Origin of the sequence: Phyllobacterium sp. A18/5-2, from assembly GCF_025452215.1 — a bacterium.
Classification (GTDB): Bacteria; Pseudomonadota; Alphaproteobacteria; order Rhizobiales; family Rhizobiaceae; genus Phyllobacterium; species Phyllobacterium sophorae.
Genome location: NZ_CP104966.1, coordinates 3,369,772 through 3,389,525, shown reverse-complemented (window position 1 = coordinate 3,389,525; position 19,754 = coordinate 3,369,772). Strand labels below are relative to the sequence as shown.

The following is a 19,754-nucleotide window of genomic DNA, read 5'->3' as shown; positions in this document are numbered from 1 at the left end:
CTTGGGCCAAATTCGCAATGTTGCGCACAACCTCTCTACAAGAATGCACGTCGCCCGCCTCCCGGCTAGTCTGGCCGCGATTGAACGAAGCACCCGCCTGACAGCCAACCGTAACGTTTGGTACGGTTCGTAAGAATCTCAATTCCAGATTGCGGACAGCTGCATGAACCGGCAAGGCAGCACGCTACTCATTGAACTCTATGAGTGCAGCCTGACCGGTAAGGGCATTCTTGTAGGCGGAGAGGTGGGGTTCCTCGTCTGGCTCTTCGGTTAGCGTCCCGATCTCGAGAAGTTCCGCTTCGTCATAGCCTTCATTGGCGAGAATTTGCAGAGCGACGCTGACGAGATTGTCGGTGTCGTCCGTCATCAGCAGCAGATGGACCTGCCGCGGTTCCTCTTCCTTGTTTTTCCAGACATCGGCGACGATGAGCTGGACAGGTTTCGACTCGGATGGTGCTGATGACATTGAATGATTCTCGATTCCTGGTTTCAAGGGTGCAGAATGGATATTTTGACGCCTCTTATCATAATCCGGCGCGAAAACGCTGTGCACGATGTGAAATTTTGCTTGAATTAATGCCTCCTCGGCGAAACTATCTTTCATTCAGGCCACAAAGCGCCTGTAAACGCTGCAATCCTTAATAATATTTGGGGTTCAGGCTTGACGAGAGCCCGGGGACGAAGTATCAGCAGCCCATCTGAGCCGATGTGAGATTGGCTGTTTCGGAGCGACACGCTCTGGAGTTCATCTCAAACAGGGTTCGTTTTACGATCGAAATGCAATTTGCCGCTCGCATGAAGCCAACAGGGCTTCCTCTGCTTTTATTCGGGCAACCACCTCGCGGTGGTTTATTTGCCCGAATTCGTGCATGAGCATGGCGCTGAAACGGCCCTGACGGGCGAAGATACGAGATTTGTGAAAGAGGGAAGGTTGAATGCCTACCGTAAACCAGCTGATCCGCAAGCCGCGCACTGCGCCGGTAAAGCGCAATAAAGTCCCTGCTCTGCAGGAAAACCCGCAGAAGCGCGGCGTTTGCACTCGCGTCTATACGACGACACCGAAGAAGCCGAACTCGGCTCTCCGTAAGGTCGCCAAGGTGCGTCTGACGAACGGATTTGAAGTCATCGGATATATTCCGGGTGAGGGGCATAACCTTCAGGAGCACTCTGTCGTGATGATCCGCGGCGGCCGTGTGAAGGATTTGCCGGGTGTTCGTTACCACATCATCCGCGGTGTTCTGGATACCCAGGGCGTCAAGAACCGCAAGCAGCGCCGTTCCAAGTACGGTGCGAAGCGTCCGAAGTAAGATTTTCCGGGACTTTGGCCACCAGGTGGGTCAACCCGATGCAGATAAGAGACAAAGAATATGTCCAGACGCCATAGTGCAGAAAAGCGTGAGATCAATCCGGATCCGAAATTCGGCGATCTCGTTCTTACCAAGTTCATGAATGCAGTCATGCATCATGGCAAGAAGTCGATTGCTGAGCGTATCGTTTACGGTGCGCTTGAGTCCGTTGAGGCCAAGAGCAAGCAGGAGCCGGTTGCCCTGTTCCATCAGGCTCTCGACAATGTCGCGCCGCACGTAGAAGTTCGTTCGCGCCGCGTTGGTGGTGCGACCTACCAGGTTCCGGTCGATGTTCGTCCGGAGCGTCGTCAGGCTCTCGCTATCCGCTGGCTCATCAATGCAGCTCGCGGCCGCAATGAGACGACGATGATCGATCGCCTGTCCGGTGAGCTCCTGGATGCTGCGAACAATCGTGGCTCGGCCGTGAAGAAGCGTGAAGACACGCATCGCATGGCGGAAGCCAACCGCGCATTCTCGCATTACCGCTGGTAAGCGTCGAAACCCTATTCTTGAAGGCACCCTATCATGGCCCGCGAATATAAAATCGAAGACTACCGTAATTTCGGTATCATGGCGCACATCGACGCCGGCAAGACCACGACCACCGAGCGTATCCTTTATTACACCGGTAAGTCGCACAAGATCGGTGAAGTCCACGATGGCGCCGCAACCATGGACTGGATGGAACAGGAGCAGGAGCGTGGCATCACGATCACTTCGGCTGCGACCACCACGTTCTGGAAGGGCCGCGACGGCAAGATGCGCCGTTTCAACATCATTGATACGCCTGGCCACGTCGACTTCACGATCGAAGTAGAGCGTTCGCTGCGCGTTCTCGACGGCGCAATTGCGCTGCTCGATGCCAATGCCGGTGTTGAGCCGCAGACCGAAACCGTCTGGCGTCAGGCTGAGAAGTATCACGTTCCGCGTATGATCTTCGTCAACAAGATGGACAAGACCGGCGCTGACTTCTATCGCTGCGTCGATATGGTCAAGTCCCGTCTCGGTGCCAAGGCGCTTGTCATGCAGCTGCCGATCGGTGCTGAGAACGAGTTCAAGGGCGTTGTCGATCTGATCGAGATGAAGGCCCTGGTCTGGCGCGACGAGCAGCTCGGTGCACAGTGGGATGTCGTTGAGATCCCGGCTGACCTGAAGGACCGTGCAGAAGAGTTTCGTGAAAAGCTGATCGAGACCGCTGTTGAGGTCGAGGAAGCTGCCATGGAAGCTTATCTCGAAGGCAACATGCCCGACAACGAGAAGCTGCGTCAGTTGATCCGTATCGGCACCTGCCGCGTAGAATTCCATCCAGTATTCTGCGGTTCTGCTTTCAAGAACAAGGGCGTACAGCCGCTTCTTGACGGTGTCGTTGAATTCTTGCCTTCTCCGGTCGATGTTCCGGCGATCAAGGGTATCGATCCGAAGACCGATGCAGAAACAGTTCGTAAGTCGTCGGACGAAGAGCCTTTGTCGATGCTGGCATTCAAGATCATGAATGACCCGTTCGTTGGCTCGCTGACATTCTGCCGCATCTATTCCGGCAAGCTGACCAAGGGCATCTCGCTCGATAACACGGTGAAGCTGAAGCGCGAGCGTATCGGCCGCATGCTGCAGATGCACTCCAATTCGCGTGAAGACATCGAAGAAGCATTTGCCGGTGACATTGTTGCCTTGGCAGGCCTCAAGGAAACCACTACGGGTGACACGCTTTGCGATCCGCTGAAGCCGGTTATCCTGGAACGCATGGTGTTCCCGGAGCCAGTTATCTCGATCGCGATCGAGCCGAAGACCAAGGCTGACCAGGAAAAGATGGGCCTCGCGCTTAATCGTCTTGCTGCTGAAGATCCTTCCTTCCGCGTCAAGTCGGACGAAGAATCCGGCCAGACCATCATTTCCGGCATGGGCGAGCTTCATCTCGACATTCTCGTCGATCGTATGCGCCGCGAGTTCAAGGTCGAGGCGAATGTCGGTAATCCGCAGGTTGCCTATCGTGAATCGATCACCCGCAAGGCTGAAATCGACTACACACACAAGAAGCAGTCCGGTGGTTCGGGTCAGTTCGCTCGCATCAAGGTCGTCTTCGAGCCGCATGATGGCGATGAGTTCATCTTCGAGATCGAAGATCGTCGGTGGTGCAATTCCGAAGGAATACATCCCTGGCGTCGAAAAGGGTATCTTGAGCGTCATGGGTGCGGGTCCGCTCGCAGGCTTCCCGATGCTCGGCGTGAAAGCCACGCTGATCGACGGCGCCTACCATGATGTGGACTCTTCGGTTCTCGCCTTCGAAATCGCAGCTCGCGCTGCATTCCGCGAAGGTGCGCAGAAGGCCGGTGCCCAGCTGCTCGAGCCGATCATGAAGGTCGAGGTAGTAACCCCTGAAGATTACGTCGGTGACGTGATCGGCGATCTGAATTCACGTCGTGGTCAGATCTCGGGCACGGAAGCTCGTGGTATCGCTACCGTCGTCAATGCAAACGTGCCGCTGGCCAACATGTTCGGTTACGTGAGCAACCTGCGTTCGATGAGCCAGGGTCGTGCACAGTACACCATGCAGTTCGATCACTACGAACCTGTTCCGACAGCAGTCGCACAGGAAATTCAGAAGAAGTTTGCGTAACCAACCGGTTGCGCGTGACAGTTGAGTTGAGCCTGAGCAGGCGAACATAATAACGGAGAGCTCAGATGGCTAAGAGCAAGTTTGAACGTAACAAGCCGCACGTCAACATTGGCACGATTGGTCACGTTGACCATGGCAAGACGTCGTTGACGGCAGCGATTACGAAGTATTTCGGAGAGTACAAGGCGTACGATCAGATCGACGCAGCGCCGGAAGAGAAGGCGCGCGGGATCACGATCTCGACGGCACACGTCGAGTATGAGACGCCGGCGCGTCACTATGCGCACGTCGATTGCCCGGGCCACGCCGACTATGTGAAGAACATGATCACGGGTGCGGCGCAGATGGACGGTGCGATCCTGGTTGTCTCGGCTGCCGACGGCCCGATGCCGCAGACGCGCGAGCACATCCTGCTTGCCCGTCAGGTTGGCGTTCCGGCGATCGTTGTGTTCCTGAACAAGGTTGACCAGGTTGACGATGCCGAGCTTCTGGAGCTGGTTGAACTGGAAGTGCGCGAGCTTTTGTCGAAGTACGACTTCCCGGGCGACGACATTCCGATCGTCAAGGGTTCGGCTTTGGCTGCGCTTGAAGACTCCAACAAGGAAATCGGCGAAGACGCGGTGCGTGCGCTGATGGCGGAAGTCGACAAGTACATCCCGACGCCGGAACGTCCGGTCGACCTGCCGTTCCTGATGCCGATCGAAGACGTTTTCTCGATTTCGGGCCGTGGTACGGTTGTGACGGGCCGCGTTGAACGCGGGATCGTCAAGGTTGGTGAAGAAGTCGAGATCATCGGCATCAAGCCGACGACGAAGACGACGGTGACCGGCGTTGAAATGTTCCGCAAGCTGCTCGATCAGGGCCAGGCAGGCGACAACATCGGTGCGCTGATCCGCGGCGTTGGCCGTGAAGACGTGGAGCGCGGCCAGATCCTTGCCAAGCCGGGTTCGGTCAAGCCGCACACGAAGTTCAAGGCAGAAGCCTATATCCTGACGAAGGACGAAGGTGGCCGTCATACGCCATTCTTCTCCAACTACCGTCCGCAGTTCTACTTCCGCACGACCGACGTGACGGGTGTTGTGACGCTGCCGGAAGGCACGGAAATGGTCATGCCCGGCGACAACATCGCAGTCGATGTGACGCTGATCGTGCCGATCGCGATGGAAGAGAAGCTGCGCTTCGCTATCCGTGAAGGTGGCCGCACCGTCGGTGCAGGCATCGTATCGTCGATCATTGAATAAATTAAGGTTTTATGCGGAAGACGCCTGCTATAGGGCGTCTCCGCTAAACAAGGAAAAGATGAAATGAACGGTCAAAACATCCGCATTCGCCTCAAGGCGTTTGATCATCGGATCCTTGACGATCTCGACGCGGGAAATCGTGTCGACTGCCAAGCGTACCGGTGCCAACGTGCGCGGACCGATCCCGCTCCCTACACGGATCGAAAAGTTCACTGTTAACCGCTCGCCGCATATCGACAAGAAAAGCCGCGAACAGTTCGAGATGCGCACTCATAAGCGTCTTCTCGATATCGTAGACCCAACCCCGCAGACAGTTGACGCGCTGATGAAGCTCGATCTTTCCGCTGGTGTTGATGTCGAGATCAAGCTGTAAGGCTTGAGGACGGAAGGACGAACCGATGCGTTCAGGTGTAATTGCACAGAAACTGGGCATGACTCGCGTCTACAACGACGCAGGTGAGCATGTGCCGGTGACAGTACTCCGGATGGAGAACTGCCAGGTTGTGGCTCAGCGTACAGTCGAGAAGAATGGCTACACTGCCGTTCAGCTCGGTGTTGGACTGGCCAAGGTAAAGAATACGACAAAGAGCTTGCGCGGTCATTTCGCGACGGCTTCCGTCGAGCCAAAGGCGAAGGTCGCGGAATTCCGCGTCTCGGCCGACAATCTTCTTGATGTCGGTGTTGAGATCACCGCCGAACATTACGTTGCCGGCCAGAAGGTCGATGTGACTGGCACTTCGATCGGTAAGGGTTTTGCCGGTTCGATGAAGCGCCATAACTTCGGCGGTCACCGCGCTACGCACGGTAACTCGGTTACTCACCGCGCTCACGGTTCTACCGGTCAGCGTCAGGATCCGGGCAAGGTGTTCAAGGGCAAGAAGATGGCCGGTCACATGGGTCAGACCCGCGTGACGACACAGAACATCGAAGTCGTTTCGACGGACCTCGATCGTGGCCTCATTCTGGTCCGTGGTGCAGTTCCTGGTTCCAAGGGTGCATGGATCCTGGTACGCGATGCCGTCAAGGTAGCGCTGCCGGACAATGCTCCCAAGCCAGCAGGTCTCCGTCAGGCCGCAAATATCGAAGCAGCCGTGTCTGATGCAGAAGTCGCACAGACAACCGAGGGAGCCGAATAATGGATCTCACAATTACAACACTTGAAGGCGCCGAAGCCGGCAAGGTGAAACTCTCCGAGGAGATTTTCGGTCTTGAGCCGCGCGACGATATCCTTCAGCGCATGGTCCGTTACCAGCTCGCCCGCAAGCAGCAGGGTACGCACAAGGCAAAGGGCCGTTCGGAAATCGCACGGACCGGCGCCAAGATGTACAAGCAGAAGGGTACGGGCCGCGCCCGTCACCATTCGGCACGTGCACCGCAGTTCCGCGGCGGCGGCAAGGCTCACGGTCCGGTTGTTCACAGCCACGATCATGACCTGCCCAAGAAGGTTCGTGCTCTTGCGCTCCGTCATGCCCTGTCCGCCAAGGTCAAGGCTTCCGACCTGATCATCGTCGATGATCTGCTGTCGGCTGAAGCCAAGACCAAGGTACTTGTTTCGCAGTTCGCCAAGCTTGGCCTCGAAAATGCGCTTCTCATCGGCGGTGCCGAGATCGATGCGAATTTCCGTCGCGCTGCTTCGAACATCCCGAACATCGATGTTCTGCCAATTCAGGGCATCAATGTTTACGACATTCTGCGTCGTGGCAAGCTCGTGCTTTCCAAGGCAGCAGTTGAAGCTCTCGAGGAGCGTTTCAAATGACTGATCTTCGCCACTACGACGTGATCGTCAGCCCGGTCATCACGGAAAAGTCGACCATGGTTTCTGAACACAACCAGGTCGTCTTCAACGTCGCCAAGAAGGCAACGAAGCCGGAAATCAAGGCCGCAGTCGAAGCGCTGTTCCGCGTGAAGGTTACTGCAGTCAATACAGCTGTGCGCAAAGGCAAGGTGAAGCGGTTCCGCGGCATCGTCGGGCGCCAGAGTGATGTCAAGAAAGCAGTCGTGACGCTCGCCGAAGGGCAGTCGATCGATGTTTCGACTGGTCTCTGAGGGGCCGTGGAGTAAAGACAATGGCACTCAAACATTATAATCCAACCACACCAAGCCAGCGTCAGCTGGTGATCGTGGACCGTTCGGAGCTCTACAAGGGCAAGCCTGTCAAGGCCTTGACCGAGGGTCTGTCGTCGAAGGGTGGTCGTAACAACTCCGGTCGCGTGACTGCACGCTACCAGGGTGGCGGACACAAGCGCACATACCGCTTCGTCGACTTCAAGCGCCGCAAGCACGATGTAGCGGCCAAGGTTGAACGCCTTGAATACGATCCGAACCGGACCGCATTCATTGCGCTCATCCGCTACGAAGATGGCGAGTTGAGCTATATCCTGGCTCCGCAGCGTCTGGCAGTTGGCGACAGCGTTATCGCTGGCGCACAGACCGACGTGAAGCCGGGCAATGCGATGCCTCTGTCTTCGATCCCGGTCGGCACCATCATCCACAATGTGGAGATGAAGCCAGGCAAGGGCGGTCAGATCGCTCGCTCCGCCGGTACCTATGCGCAGCTCGTCGGCCGCGACCAGGGCATGGCAATTCTTCGCCTGAATTCAGGTGAACAGCGCCTCGTCCACGGTTCGTGCTTTGCCACGGTCGGTGCAGTATCCAATCCTGACCATGGCAATATCAGCCTTGGTAAGGCAGGTCGCAGCCGTTGGCTCGGTAAGCGTCCGCACGTTCGCGGTGTTGCCATGAACCCGGTCGATCACCCCCACGGTGGTGGTGAAGGCCGTACGTCGGGTGGACGTCATCCAGTTTCTCCGTGGGGCAAACCCACGAAGGGCAAGAAGACGCGCTCCAACAAGTCGACGGACAAGTTCATCGCTCGTTCGCGTCATCAGCGCAAGAAGTAAGAGAGGTAGTCTGAAATGGCTCGTTCAGTTTGGAAAGGCCCGTTCATCGATGGCTATCTTCTCAAGAAGGCTGAGAAGGTACGTGAGGGCGGTCGCAGTGAAGTTATCAAGATCTGGAGCCGCCGCTCCACGATCCTGCCGCAGTTCGTTGGACTGACCTTCGGCGTGTACAACGGTAACAAGCACGTTCCTGTTTCGGTCAACGAAGAGATGATCGGACACAAGTTTGGTGAATTCGCACCGACGCGTACCTATTACGGGCACGGCGCGGACAAGAAAGCGAAGAGGAAATAAAGATGGGCAAGGCTAAGGCTCCGCGCCAGCTTAAGGACAACGAGGCGAAAGCCGTTGCCCGCACGCTCCGCATCAGCCCTCAGAAGCTTAATCTGGTGGCTGCTTTGATCCGTGGCAAGAAGGTGAATGCCGCTCTTGCCGACCTTGAATTTTCGCGCAAGCGGATTGCAGGGACGGTGAAAAAGACTCTCAGAATCAGCTATCGCCAACGCAGAAAACAACCATGACCTGGATGTTGATGCTCTGGTTGTTGCTGAAGCCTATGTAGGCAAGTCAGTCGTGATGAAGCGTTTCCATGTTCGTGGCCGCGGTCGTGCAAGCCGGATCGAGAAGCCATTCTCGCATCTGACGATCGTCGTTCGCGAAGCTGAGGAAAAAGGGGAGGCCGCATAATGGGCCAGAAGATTAATCCGATTGGCTTCCGCCTTGGCATCAATCGGACCTGGGACTCGCGTTGGTACGCGAACACAGGTGAATACGGCAAGCTGCTGCATGAAGACCTGAAGATCCGCAAGTATCTGATGGACGAACTGAAGCAGGCCGCCATTTCCAAGGTGGTGATCGAGCGTCCGCACAAGAAGTGCCGCGTCACGATCCATGCTGCACGTCCGGGTCTGATCATCGGTAAGAAGGGCGCCGATATCGAGAAGCTGCGCCGCAAGCTGTCAGAAATGACCAATGCAGATGCCGCACTCAATATCGTTGAAGTCCGCAAGCCGGAAACAGACGCGGTTCTCGTTGCTCAGTCTATCGCTCAGCAGCTGGAACGCCGTGTTGCATTCCGCCGTGCCATGAAGCGCGCCGTTCAGTCGGCCATGCGTCTTGGTGCAGAAGGCATTCGTATCAATTGCTCGGGCCGTCTCGGCGGCGCGGAAATTGCGCGTATGGAATGGTACCGCGAGGGCCGTGTGCCTTTGCATACACTTCGTGCCGATATCGATTACGGAACTGCTGAAGCACACACTGCCTACGGCATTTGCGGCGTCAAGGTCTGGGTCTTCAAGGGCGAAATCCTTGAACACGATCCAATGGCCTCCGAGCGCCGTGCTGTTGAAGGTGATGCCAGCCATCAGGGTTCGGGCCGTCGCCGCGAAAACGCTTAAAATAGCGTCTTTCGGAAACGAGAATTTTGGAGTAGAGAACAATGCTGCAGCCTAAGCGCACAAAGTTCCGCAAGCAGTTCAAGGGCCGTATCCACGGCGCGTCGAAAGGCGGCACGGATCTGAATTTTGGTGCTTTCGGCCTGAAGGCCCTCGAGCCGAACCGCGTTACGGCGCGTGAGATCGAAGCCGCTCGCCGTGCAATTACCCGTCACATGAAACGTGCCGGTCGTGTGTGGATCCGGATTTTCCCGGATGTACCGGTCACCTCGAAGCCTACCGAAGTCCGCATGGGTAAAGGTAAGGGTTCAGTTGATTATTGGGCTTCCCGTGTCGCACCAGGCCGCGTCATGTTCGAGCTCGACGGCGTTTCGGAAGAAGTCGCTCGTGAGGCACTTCGTCTCGGAGCGGCCAAGCTTTCGGTCAAGACGCGCTTTATTCAGCGCATCGCAGAATAAGGGGTGGATGTCATGAAATCCGCAGAAGTCCGGGCGATGAGCCTCGATCAGTTGAATGAAGAATTGGGTTCCCTGAAGAAAGAGCAGTTCAACCTGCGCTTCCAGAAGGCAACCGGCCAGTTGGAAAAAACCGCTCGCGTCCGGCAGATCCGCCGTGATATTGCGCGCATCAAGACTGTCGCCCGCCAAAAAGCGGTCGAGAGCAAGGCTTAAGGAAGAAAACCATGCCTAAACGCATTCTGCAGGGCGTTGTCGTGAGCGACAAAAACGACAAGACCGTTGTGGTCAAGGTCGAGCGGCGCTATTCGCATCCGCTCCTCCAGAAGACTGTGCGCCAGTCCAAGAAGTACAAGGCGCACGACGAGAGCAATCAGTTCAAGGTCGGCGATGCCGTTTCCATCCAGGAATCGAAGCCGATTTCGAAAGACAAGCGTTGGGTTGTCGTTACAGACGCCCCGGCGAGCTAAAAATCTGTAGGTAAGTACGCAGCAATCGCGAGGGGCAAGGAAAGCCCAGTCCGGTTGAACAAGAAGAAGGCGGCTAGTCATGATTCAGATGCAAACAAACCTCGACGTGGCGGATAATTCCGGCGCACGTCGTGTCATGTGCATCAAGGTGCTGGGCGGTTCGAAGCGGAAATATGCTTCGGTCGGCGACATTATTGTCGTTTCGATCAAGGAAGCAATTCCGCGCGGCCGTGTAAAAAAGGGTGACGTGATGAAGGCGGTGGTTGTTCGCACCGCCAAGGACATCCGTCGCGCGGACGGGAGCGTTATTCGTTTCGACAAGAACGCCGCCGTCCTGATCGACAACAAGAAAGAGCCTATCGGCACGCGTATCTTCGGACCGGTTCCGCGCGAACTCCGCGCAAAGAGCCACATGAAGATCATCTCGCTGGCTCCAGAAGTATTGTAAGGAGCAGACGATGCAGAAGATCCGTAAAGGCGACCGCGTTGTCGTTCTTGCTGGTAAGGACAAGGGCCGTACCGGCGAAGTAATCAAAGTTTTGCCGAAGGACGAGCAAGCGCTCGTTCGCGGTATCAATGTTGTCAAGCGTCACCAGAAGCAGACACAGAATCAGGAAGCCGGCATCATTTCGAAAGAAGCGCCGCTCCATCTGTCGAATATTGCGATCGCCGACAAGGATGGCAAGCCGACCCGCGTTGGCTTCAAGATCCTCGAAGACGGCAAGAAGGTACGTGTAGCAAAGCGTTCAGGAGATCTGATCGATGGCTGATGCAAAGATCGAACCCCGTCTGAAGAAGCAGTACTTTGAAGTAGTACGTAAAGCGCTTCTCGAGGAGTTCAAATACGACAACGAGATGCAGATCCCCCGCATCACCAAGGTTGTCCTCAACATGGGCGTGGGTGAAGCTACGGCTGACTCCAAGAAGCCAACTGTCGCAGCCGAAGATCTGGCATTGATTGCTGGTCAGAAGCCGGTTATTACCCGTGCGCGCAATTCGATCGCTACCTTCAAGGTGCGTGAGAATATGCCGATCGGTACGAAGGTCACCCTTCGTAAAGAGCGCATGTATGAATTCATCGACCGTCTGATTACGATTGCGCTCCCGCGCGTTCGAGATTTCCGCGGCTTGAATCCAAAAAGCTTTGACGGTCGTGGCAATTTTGCCATGGGCATCAAGGAACACATTGTGTTCCCGGAAATCAACTACGACAAGGTTGATCAGATCTGGGGCATGGACATCATCGTTTGTACGACTGCAAAGACGGATGATGAAGCACGCGCTCTTCTGCGCGCCTTCAACTTCCCCTTCCGCCAGTAACGGCAAGCGTAGCGAGGTATATGAAATGGCTAAGACGAGCGCAGTCGAAAAGAACAAGCGCCGTGGTCTTCTGGTAAAGCGTTTCGCTGCAAAGCGCGCGCGCCTGAAGGCTATCGTGATGAATCAGTCGCTGCCGTTGGACGAGCGCTTCCGCGCTACCATCCAGCTGGCAGAACTGCCACGCAATTCCACCAAGGTTCGTATTCGCAACCGTTGCGAAGTTTCGGGCCGTCCGCGCGGTTACTACCGCAAGATCAAGATGTCGCGTATCGCATTGCGCCAGCTGGGTTCGCTCGGCCAGGTGCCCGGCGTCGTGAAGTCGAGCTGGTAAGGGAGAAGACGGATGTCTATGACAGATCCTCTCGGCGATATGCTGACACGTATCCGTAACGCAACGATGCGCAAGAAGGGCAAGGTTTCCACGCCTGCCTCCAAACTGCGTGCACGTGTTCTGGATGTTCTTCAGGCCGAAGGCTATATCCGCGGATATAGCCAGGTTGATTTCGAGAACGGCAAGTCCGAGATCGAAATCGAACTGAAATATTTTGAAAATGTACCGGTAATTCGCGAGATCACCCGTATTTCGAAGCCCGGCCGTCGTGTTTACGTTTCGGTCAAGTCGATTCCGCAGGTTGCGAATGGTCTTGGTATTTCCATCCTGTCGACGCCGAAGGGCGTGATGGCAGACCACGAGGCACGTGAACAGAATGTCGGCGGCGAATTGCTCTGCCGTATATTCTAAGCAGCGGCTTGGAAAGGTTTGAAAAATGTCTCGTATCGGTAAAAAACCCGTGGCAGTCCCGCAGGGCGTAACAGCCAGCGTAGACGGCCAGACCATCAAGGCCAAAGGTCCGAAGGGGGAACTCTCCTTCGTCGCCAATGACGATGTTGTGGTCAAGTTTGAAGACGGCGCCGTCAGCGTTAACCCGCGTGACGATTCCAAGGTCGCTCGTTCGAAGTGGGGCATGAGCCGCACGATGGTCGTCAACATCTTCACCGGTGTTAAAGACGGCTTCGAAAAGCGCCTTGAAATCAGCGGCGTCGGTTATCGTGCGGCCATGCAGGGCAAGAACCTGCAGCTGTCGCTCGGCTTCAGCCACGAAGTAGTCTACCAGGTGCCGGAAGGCATCACAGTTGCTGTCCCGAAGCCGACGGAAATCGTCGTCACCGGCATCGACAAGCAGCAGGTTGGCCAGGTCGCAGCTGAAATTCGCGAATATCGTAGCCCAGAGCCTTACAAGGGCAAGGGCGTGAAATATGCGGGCGAGAAGATCGTTCGTAAAGAAGGCAAGAAGAAGTAAGGAATTCGTGTCATGGCATCGCCGAAAGAAATCATTCAGCGTCGCGCTTCGCGTGTTCGCCGCCAGCTCAAGGCGGTTGCCGGTGACCGTCCGCGGCTCAGCGTCCACCGTTCTTCAAAGAATATCTATGCGCAAATCATCGATGATGCGCGTGGTCACACTATTGCATCCGCATCCACTCTCGAAGCTGACCTCAAGGGCAAGCTGAAGACTGGTGCAGATTCGGACGCAGCGGCACTGATCGGCAAGCTCGTTGCAGAGCGCGCTGTCAAGGCCGGCATCAAGGAAGTCGTCTTCGATCGTGGTGCTTATATTTACCACGGCCGTGTAAAGGCGCTTGCTGAAGCTGCCCGCGAAGCTGGTCTCAGCTTCTAAGGTAAAACTTTCGAAATCCGGAACTGCAAGGGCTTGTCTCTTGCAAGCCGGATTTCGCAAATATCATTCGTGCTACCGGAAAAGAAAAAGGAATTAGGAGCATGGCGCAGGAAAAGAGAAGCCGCGAGGATCGCGGCCGCAACGAAGAGCGCGATAGCGAATTCGTTGACAAGCTCGTGCATATCAACCGCGTCGCCAAGGTCGTCAAGGGCGGCCGGCGTTTTGGCTTTGCTGCTCTCGTCGTTGTCGGCGATCAGAAGGGCCGCGTAGGTTTTGGTCATGGCAAGGCACGTGAAGTGCCGGAAGCTATCCGCAAGGCGACTGAGTCCGCCAAGCGCGAAATGATTTTCGTGCCGCTGCGCTCGGGCCGCACCCTTCATCACGACGTTGAAGGCCGTCATGGCGCCGGCAAGGTTCTGCTTCGCGCAGCCACAGCTGGTACAGGCATCATCGCCGGCGGACCAATGCGCGCTGTCTTCGAGACGCTTGGCGTGCAGGACGTTGTCGCAAAGTCGCTCGGTTCGTCGAACCCGTACAACATGGTTCGCGCGACATTTGATGCCCTGAAGCATCAGATGCATCCGAAGGACATTGCTGCCCAGCGCGGTATCAAGTATTCGACACTGCAGGCTCGCCGCCGCGACGTGGTCGGTTCGGAAGAATAGGCCAGAAGCTGGCGCAGCAGGGCAGGGCCTTTGGTCCCTGCTCACTGTAGAGACTAAAGGACAAAGTCATGGTTGAGAAGAAGAAGGGTAAGACGGTTACGGTCGAACAGATCGGCAGCCCTATCCGCCGTCCAGCAGAACAGCGCGCAACGCTGATCGGCCTGGGCCTCAATAAGATGCATCGCCGCCGTACACTTGAAGATACGCCTTCAATACGCGGCATGATTGCCAAGGTTCAACATCTCGTCCGCGTTGTGGACGAGGCTTGATACCGGAGATTAGACAAATGAAACTCAATGATCTGAGTGAAAATCCAGGCGCCACCAAGGCCCGCAAGCGCGTCGGCCGTGGTATCGGTTCTGGTTCCGGCAAGACTGCCGGTCGTGGTGTCAAGGGTCAGAAGTCGCGTTCGGGCGTTGCCATCAACGGTTTCGAGGGCGGTCAGATGCCGGTTTACCGTCGCTTGCCAAAGCGCGGTTTTACCAACATCTTCTCGAAGAACTTCAACACCGTATCGGTTGGCCGCATCCAGACTGCGATCGACGCCAAGAAGCTCGACGCCAAGGCACCAGTCACGATCGAAGCTCTCAAGGCTGCCGGCGTTATCCGCCGCCCCAAGGACGGCGTTCGTCTCTTGTCGGACGGCGAGATCACGACTGCGGTAACGTTCGAGGTTTCCGGTGCATCCAAGGCTGCGATCGAGAAGATCGAAAAGGCCGGCGGTACCGTCAAGCTTCCAGCTGCTCCTGCAGCCGCAGAATAAATCGGACTATTCAGGCGGCGATCTTCACGATCGCCGCTTGTACCTTTTATCAAGGGCACATATCTGGGTAAAGCCGCCGATTCCCGTTTCGGGTGGCGAGGCCCTGACGGGCACAGACCGGAGACTATAATGGCTTCAGCCGCAGAACAGCTCGCGTCAAATCTCAATTTCTCTGCTTTCTCGAAGGCCGAAGAGCTCAAAAAGCGCATTTGGTTTACGCTCGGCGCATTGCTGGTCTACCGGCTCGGCACTTATATCCCGTTGCCGGGGATCAATCTCGAGGCCTATGCGCAGGCGTTCAACAATCAGGCGCAGGGCATCCTCGGGATGTTCAACATGTTCGCCGGCGGCGCCGTTGCCCGCATGGCGATTTTTGCGCTCGGCATCATGCCCTATATTTCGGCATCGATTATCGTCCAGCTGATGACTTCCGTCGTTCCGGCCCTGGAACAGCTGAAGAAGGATGGCGAGCAGGGCCGCAAGGTCATCAACCAGTATACACGCTACGGCACCGTGCTTCTGGCAACGGTTCAAGCCTATGCGATTGCGGTTGGTCTGCAGGGCAGCCAGGGAATCGTCGCCGATCCGGGTCCGTTCTTCCTGTTCTCGACCGTCATCACGCTTGTCGGCGGCACCATGTTCCTCATGTGGCTGGGCGAGCAGATCACTGCGCGCGGTATCGGTAACGGCATCTCGCTGATCATCTTCTCCGGCATCGTCGCCAACCTGCCGCAAGCTATATCCGGCACGCTGGAACTTGGCCGTACCGGCGCCCTGTCGACCGGCATCATCCTTGCCATCATCGTGCTGACGGTGGCGGTCATCGGGGTCATCGTTTTCGTAGAGCGCGCACAGCGCCGCCTGCTGATCCAATACCCGAAGCGCCAGGTCGGTAACCGCATGTTCCAGGGCGACACGTCGCACCTGCCGCTGAAGCTCAACACAGCGGGCGTTATTCCGCCGATCTTCGCTTCGTCGCTGCTGCTGCTGCCTGCCACGATTGCCGGCTTTGCCAATAGCCAGAACATGCCGGCCTGGGCGACGACGATCCTGTCATCGCTTGGTCATGGCCAGCCTGCCTATATGTTCCTTTATGCTGCGATGATCGTCTTCTTCGCCTTCTTCTATACGGCGCTCGTCTTCAACCCGAAGGATACTGCCGACCAGCTGAAGAAGCATTCTGGCTTCATTCCCGGCATCCGCCCCGGCGAACGCACGGCTGAATATATCGACTACGTTCTGACACGTGTCACGGTTCTTGGCGCCATCTACCTGGTCATCATCTGCATGCTGCCTGAATTCCTGATCTCGTGGGCCGGTGTTCCTTTCTATCTCGGCGGGACGTCGCTGCTGATTGTCGTGAGCGTGACTCTCGATACGGTTGCGCAGATCCAAGGGCACCTGATTGCGCACCAGTATGAAGGGCTGATCAAGAAGTCGAAGCTCCGTGGGGGGAAACGTAACAGATGAGATTAATACTTCTCGGACCACCGGGGGCAGGTAAGGGAACTCAGTCTCAGCGCTTGGTAGAAAAACTTGGTGTACCGCAACTCTCCACCGGAGACATGTTGCGCGAGGCGGTGAAGGCCGGAACAGATGTCGGCCTGCGGGCCAAGGCTGTCATGGATGCCGGCAACCTGGTTTCCGACGAAATCGTCAATGCGATCGTTTCTGACCGCATCGACCAGCCCGATGCGGTCAAGGGGTTTATCCTCGATGGCTATCCGCGCACACTTGTTCAGGCCGATGCCGTCGAACAGATGCTGGCCGACAAGGGCCTCGAACTCGATGGTGTCATCGAGCTTGAAGTGGACGACAATGTTCTGGTGGAGCGTATATCCGGTCGTTACTCCTGTGCGAAGTGCGGTACCGGTTATCACGATACGAACAAGAAGCCGCATGTCGCGGGTGTCTGCGACAAATGCGGTTCGACGGAATTCAAGCGCCGTCCGGACGACAATGCCGAAACGGTGCGCACGCGCCTGGAGGCATACTACAAGCAGACTTCGCCATTGATTGGCTACTACTATGCCAAGGGGAAGCTGAAGAAGGTCGATGGCATGGCGGACATGGAAGATGTCACCGCGTCGATCGAAAAAATTCTGTCGGAATTGTAACTCTGACAAAAAACTATCGGGGGAGTTGACTTTTCACAGCGATTCCTTCAAGTACGGCGCAAATTCGCTTGGATATAAAGCGGTCGGCGCCGATCCGGTAAAGCAGGTTCGGGGCTGATCGTTTGTGTTTGTCCCGGATATCATTTTTCATCCCGTCATCTGGCTGCCGCGTTGGCACTCCAGCTCTGCCGGTTAACAAGGAGAACAGACGTGGCTCGTATCGCTGGCGTCAACATCCCGACGAACAAGCGCGTTGTTATCGCGCTTCAGTACATTCACGGGATTGGTCAAAAGTTTGCTCAGGAAATCGTCGCGAAAGTCGGCATTCCTGCAGAGCGTCGCGTCAACCAGTTGACCGATGCGGAAGTCTTGCAGATTCGCGAGACCATCGATCGTGATTACCAGGTTGAGGGTGATCTGCGTCGGGAAGTTTCGATGAATATCAAGCGTCTGATGGATCTGGGCTGCTACCGCGGTCTGCGTCATCGCCGCTCGCTGCCGGTTCGCGGTCAGCGCACGCATACCAATGCGCGTACCCGCAAGGGTCCTGCCAAGGCAATCGCCGGCAAGAAGAAGTAAGTTTATTCCGGCGCGGTCCGCTGCGCCGGTTCTGCTTTTGCAGAGATCAGTGCTGGTTTCGCACTCTAACTGAAACCACGGTGGAGCCTCTGGAAATACGGAGGCGTCGAGATCAACTGAAAGGACTACCATGGCCAAAGAAGCCACGCGCGTTCGCCGTCGCGAGCGCAAGAATATTTCGTCGGGCGTTGCCCACGTCAATTCGACATTCAACAACACGATGATCACCATTACGGATGCACAGGGCAACGCGATTGCCTGGTCCTCCGCCGGTGCGCAGGGCTTCAAGGGTTCGCGTAAATCCACGCCTTTCGCTGCACAGATGGCTGCCGAAGACTGCGCCAAGAAGGCACAGGAACATGGCATGCGTTCGCTCGAGGTTGAAGTTTGCGGACCTGGCTCCGGCCGTGAATCGGCTCTGCGCGCACTCCAGGCTGCCGGTTTCACGATTACGTCCATTCGCGACGTAACGCCGATCCCGCACAATGGCTGCCGCCCGCGCAAGCGCTCGCCGCGTCTAATCTTTTGCGACAGGATTTGGCCGCATGAGCTGATTTTCAGCTCCTCTGCGGTTTCCACGCCTCAATGCCACGATTGGATGGTGGTAAAGGCAAGGATGAAGGAAAATTAAATGATCCAGAAGAACTGGCAAGAATTGATCAAGCCGAACAAGGTCGAGTTTCAGACCTCCGGCTCGAAGACCAAGGCAACGGTCGTCGCTGAGCCGCTTGAACGCGGCTATGGCTTGACGCTCGGCAATGCCTTGCGCCGTGTGCTCCTGTCCTCGCTGCGCGGCGCTGCCGTAACAGCTGTGCAGATCGACGGCGTTCTGCATGAATTCTCGTCGATCCCCGGCGTGCGTGAAGATGTGACGGACATCGTCCTCAACATCAAGGAAATCGCGATCCATATGGAGAGCGACGGTCCAAAGCGCATGGTCGTCCGCAAGGAAGGTCCGGGCGTCGTAACGGCTGGCGATATCCAGACCGTTGGCGATATCGAAATCCTCAATCCGGAACACGTGATCTGCACGCTGGATGAAGGCGCTGAAATCCGCATGGAATTCACTGTCAACACTGGCAAGGGCTACGTTCCGGCTGACCGCAACCGCGCAGAAGATGCTCCGATCGGCTTGATTCCGGTCGACAGCCTTTATTCTCCGGTTCGCAAGGTGTCTTACAAGATCGAGAACACCCGCGAAGGTCAGGTTCTCGATTACGACAAGCTGATCCTGCAGATCGAGACCGATGGTTCGATCTCCGGCGAAGATGCCGTTGCCTATGCAGCGCGCATTCTTCAGGACCAGCTGGCAATCTTCGTCAACTTCGACGAGCCGCAGAAGGAAGTTCAGCAGGAACAGGTTACCGAACTTGCGTTCAACCCGGCTCTGCTCAAGAAGGTCGATGAACTCGAACTCTCGGTTCGTTCGGCAAACTGCCTGAAGAATGATAACATCGTCTACATTGGCGATCTTATCCAGAAGACAGAAGCAGAAATGCTGCGCACACCGAACTTCGGCCGCAAGTCACTGAACGAAATCAAGGAAGTTCTGGCTTCCATGGGTCTCCATCTCGGTATGGAAGTTCCTTCATGGCCGCCGGAGAACATCGAAGATCTCGCGAAGCGTTACGAAGACCAATATTAAGAACCCGGGCTCTTGCCCGACAACAAAGCCCGGGCCGTGAGCCCGAAAAAGAGAAACTGAAGGAGAAGGCTCATGCGCCACGGTAATTCAGGCCGCAAGCTTAACCGGACTGCCAGCCATCGTAAGGCGATGTTTGCCAATATGGCTGCATCATTGATTGAGCATGAGCAGATCGTGACAACGCTGCCCAAGGCCAAGGAAATTCGCCCCATCGTTGAAAAGCTTGTCACGCTCGGCAAGCGCGGTGACCTGCACGCACGTCGTCAGGCCATTTCGGCAATCCGCGATGCGAAGCTCGTCGCCAAGTTGTTCGATACACTTGCTCCGCGCTACGGCCAGCGCAACGGCGGCTACATCCGCATCATGAAGGCGGGTTTCCGCACCGGTGACAATGCACCGCTCGCAGTCGTCGAATTCGTCGATCGCGATACCAGTGCCAAGGGTTCCAAGGACCTGGCCCGCGTTGCCGCCGAACAGGCTAGCGAAGCCGAAGCAGCGTAATCGACGCTTCGACGCTATAGGAATTGAAAAGGGGGCCCGCGCCCCCTTTTTTGTGTTTGTTGATTTGC

General features: G+C 56.4%; 28 protein-coding genes and 4 pseudogenes. 31 read left to right on the top strand and 1 reads right to left on the bottom strand.

The window, feature by feature from the left end; genetic code table 11:
* Positions 1–184: 184 nt before the first annotated feature.
* On the bottom strand, positions 185–466 hold the full coding sequence (locus tag N8E89_RS16915; protein ID WP_106663354.1) for a hypothetical protein: 282 nt from the start codon (positions 464–466) through the stop codon (positions 185–187).
* 469 nt (positions 467–935) lie between these two features.
* Between N8E89_RS16915 and rpsL the strand changes: the two genes are divergently transcribed.
* From rpsL to rplQ, 31 genes and pseudogenes are all read left to right on the top strand, one after another.
* On the top strand, positions 936–1,307 hold the full coding sequence (gene rpsL / locus N8E89_RS16910) for a 30S ribosomal protein S12 (RefSeq protein WP_008121760.1): 372 nt from the start codon (positions 936–938) through the stop codon (positions 1,305–1,307).
* Positions 1,308–1,367: 60 nt separating this feature from the next.
* A complete protein-coding gene (rpsG, locus tag N8E89_RS16905) occupies positions 1,368–1,838 on the top strand; it encodes a 30S ribosomal protein S7 (protein WP_105732683.1) in 471 nt (156 codons plus the stop codon).
* A gap of 33 nt (positions 1,839–1,871) precedes the next feature.
* A pseudogene (gene fusA, locus N8E89_RS16900) lies at positions 1,872–3,960 on the top strand (elongation factor G).
* 65 nt (positions 3,961–4,025) lie between these two features.
* Positions 4,026–5,201, top strand: coding sequence for an elongation factor Tu (tuf, locus tag N8E89_RS16895; protein WP_106663204.1), 1,176 nt, complete (start codon positions 4,026–4,028; stop codon positions 5,199–5,201).
* Between the two features lie 63 nt (positions 5,202–5,264).
* A pseudogene (gene rpsJ / locus N8E89_RS16890) lies at positions 5,265–5,574 on the top strand (30S ribosomal protein S10).
* 25 nt (positions 5,575–5,599) lie between these two features.
* The gene (rplC, locus tag N8E89_RS16885; RefSeq protein WP_106663211.1) at positions 5,600–6,337 is read left to right on the top strand and encodes a 50S ribosomal protein L3; all 738 of its coding nucleotides are present in this window, start codon (positions 5,600–5,602) and stop codon (positions 6,335–6,337) included.
* A complete protein-coding gene (gene rplD / locus N8E89_RS16880; protein ID WP_106663212.1) occupies positions 6,337–6,957 on the top strand; it encodes a 50S ribosomal protein L4 in 621 nt (206 codons plus the stop codon). The genes rplC and rplD overlap by 1 nt, the downstream gene beginning before the upstream one ends.
* Positions 6,954–7,247 (top strand): 50S ribosomal protein L23, encoded by a 294-nt coding sequence (locus N8E89_RS16875; protein WP_106663213.1) that lies wholly within the window; start codon positions 6,954–6,956, stop codon positions 7,245–7,247. Before rplD ends, N8E89_RS16875 begins: the two co-directional genes overlap by 4 nt.
* A 20-nt stretch (positions 7,248–7,267) precedes the next feature.
* Positions 7,268–8,101 carry a 50S ribosomal protein L2 gene (gene rplB, locus N8E89_RS16870; protein ID WP_105732688.1) on the top strand — a complete coding sequence of 278 codons (834 nt, stop codon included), beginning with the start codon at positions 7,268–7,270 and terminating at the stop codon, positions 8,099–8,101.
* 15 nt (positions 8,102–8,116) lie between these two features.
* Positions 8,117–8,395, top strand: coding sequence for a 30S ribosomal protein S19 (rpsS, locus tag N8E89_RS16865; RefSeq protein ID WP_008124912.1), 279 nt, complete (start codon positions 8,117–8,119; stop codon positions 8,393–8,395).
* Between the two features lie 2 nt (positions 8,396–8,397).
* Positions 8,398–8,788 (top strand): annotated as a pseudogene (gene rplV / locus N8E89_RS16860) (50S ribosomal protein L22).
* Positions 8,788–9,498, top strand: coding sequence for a 30S ribosomal protein S3 (gene rpsC / locus N8E89_RS16855; protein WP_099999161.1), 711 nt, complete (start codon positions 8,788–8,790; stop codon positions 9,496–9,498). The pseudogene rplV and the gene rpsC overlap by 1 nt, the downstream one beginning before the upstream one ends.
* A gap of 41 nt (positions 9,499–9,539) precedes the next feature.
* The gene (rplP, locus tag N8E89_RS16850) at positions 9,540–9,953 is read left to right on the top strand and encodes a 50S ribosomal protein L16 (protein ID WP_106663214.1); all 414 of its coding nucleotides are present in this window, start codon (positions 9,540–9,542) and stop codon (positions 9,951–9,953) included.
* Positions 9,954–9,965: 12 nt separating this feature from the next.
* Positions 9,966–10,166, top strand: coding sequence for a 50S ribosomal protein L29 (rpmC, locus tag N8E89_RS16845; RefSeq protein WP_027233168.1), 201 nt, complete (start codon positions 9,966–9,968; stop codon positions 10,164–10,166).
* 11 nt (positions 10,167–10,177) lie between these two features.
* Positions 10,178–10,420, top strand: a complete 243-nt coding sequence (rpsQ, locus tag N8E89_RS16840) for a 30S ribosomal protein S17 (protein WP_091876997.1) — start codon at positions 10,178–10,180, stop codon at positions 10,418–10,420.
* Positions 10,421–10,499: 79 nt separating this feature from the next.
* Complete coding sequence (gene rplN / locus N8E89_RS16835; RefSeq protein WP_008124924.1) at positions 10,500–10,868, top strand: 50S ribosomal protein L14; 369 nt, start codon at positions 10,500–10,502, stop codon at positions 10,866–10,868.
* Between the two features lie 10 nt (positions 10,869–10,878).
* Positions 10,879–11,190, top strand: a complete 312-nt coding sequence (rplX, locus tag N8E89_RS16830; RefSeq protein ID WP_106663215.1) for a 50S ribosomal protein L24 — start codon at positions 10,879–10,881, stop codon at positions 11,188–11,190.
* Positions 11,183–11,740 (top strand): 50S ribosomal protein L5, encoded by a 558-nt coding sequence (rplE, locus tag N8E89_RS16825; RefSeq protein ID WP_099999156.1) that lies wholly within the window; start codon positions 11,183–11,185, stop codon positions 11,738–11,740. The genes rplX and rplE overlap by 8 nt, the downstream gene beginning before the upstream one ends.
* A gap of 25 nt (positions 11,741–11,765) precedes the next feature.
* On the top strand, positions 11,766–12,071 hold the full coding sequence (gene rpsN, locus N8E89_RS16820) for a 30S ribosomal protein S14 (RefSeq protein WP_099999155.1): 306 nt from the start codon (positions 11,766–11,768) through the stop codon (positions 12,069–12,071).
* Positions 12,072–12,083: 12 nt separating this feature from the next.
* Positions 12,084–12,482, top strand: a complete 399-nt coding sequence (gene rpsH, locus N8E89_RS16815; RefSeq protein ID WP_099999154.1) for a 30S ribosomal protein S8 — start codon at positions 12,084–12,086, stop codon at positions 12,480–12,482.
* Between the two features lie 25 nt (positions 12,483–12,507).
* Positions 12,508–13,041, top strand: a complete 534-nt coding sequence (gene rplF / locus N8E89_RS16810) for a 50S ribosomal protein L6 (protein ID WP_106663216.1) — start codon at positions 12,508–12,510, stop codon at positions 13,039–13,041.
* 12 nt (positions 13,042–13,053) lie between these two features.
* Complete coding sequence (rplR, locus tag N8E89_RS16805) at positions 13,054–13,416, top strand: 50S ribosomal protein L18 (RefSeq protein ID WP_091876984.1); 363 nt, start codon at positions 13,054–13,056, stop codon at positions 13,414–13,416.
* A gap of 101 nt (positions 13,417–13,517) precedes the next feature.
* Entirely contained in the window at positions 13,518–14,081 is a 564-nt protein-coding gene (gene rpsE / locus N8E89_RS16800) for a 30S ribosomal protein S5 (protein ID WP_091922984.1), read from the top strand.
* Between the two features lie 68 nt (positions 14,082–14,149).
* On the top strand, positions 14,150–14,350 hold the full coding sequence (gene rpmD / locus N8E89_RS16795; protein ID WP_106663217.1) for a 50S ribosomal protein L30: 201 nt from the start codon (positions 14,150–14,152) through the stop codon (positions 14,348–14,350).
* 17 nt (positions 14,351–14,367) lie between these two features.
* Positions 14,368–14,844, top strand: a complete 477-nt coding sequence (gene rplO / locus N8E89_RS16790) for a 50S ribosomal protein L15 (protein WP_106663218.1) — start codon at positions 14,368–14,370, stop codon at positions 14,842–14,844.
* 129 nt (positions 14,845–14,973) lie between these two features.
* Positions 14,974–16,314 carry a preprotein translocase subunit SecY gene (gene secY / locus N8E89_RS16785; RefSeq protein ID WP_106663219.1) on the top strand — a complete coding sequence of 447 codons (1,341 nt, stop codon included), beginning with the start codon at positions 14,974–14,976 and terminating at the stop codon, positions 16,312–16,314.
* The gene (locus tag N8E89_RS16780) at positions 16,311–16,961 is read left to right on the top strand and encodes an adenylate kinase (RefSeq protein ID WP_106663220.1); all 651 of its coding nucleotides are present in this window, start codon (positions 16,311–16,313) and stop codon (positions 16,959–16,961) included. The genes secY and N8E89_RS16780 overlap by 4 nt, the downstream gene beginning before the upstream one ends.
* A gap of 210 nt (positions 16,962–17,171) precedes the next feature.
* Positions 17,172–17,540: a 30S ribosomal protein S13 gene (gene rpsM, locus N8E89_RS16775; RefSeq protein ID WP_106663221.1), complete on the top strand. Its 369-nt coding sequence runs from the start codon at positions 17,172–17,174 to the stop codon at positions 17,538–17,540.
* Between the two features lie 130 nt (positions 17,541–17,670).
* Positions 17,671–18,048 (top strand): annotated as a pseudogene (rpsK, locus tag N8E89_RS16770) (30S ribosomal protein S11); the annotation flags it as partial.
* Positions 18,049–18,171: 123 nt separating this feature from the next.
* A complete protein-coding gene (locus tag N8E89_RS16765) occupies positions 18,172–19,185 on the top strand; it encodes a DNA-directed RNA polymerase subunit alpha (protein WP_099999147.1) in 1,014 nt (337 codons plus the stop codon).
* Positions 19,186–19,257: 72 nt separating this feature from the next.
* Positions 19,258–19,686 carry a 50S ribosomal protein L17 gene (gene rplQ / locus N8E89_RS16760; protein ID WP_106663222.1) on the top strand — a complete coding sequence of 143 codons (429 nt, stop codon included), beginning with the start codon at positions 19,258–19,260 and terminating at the stop codon, positions 19,684–19,686.
* Positions 19,687–19,754: the final 68 nt, after the last annotated feature.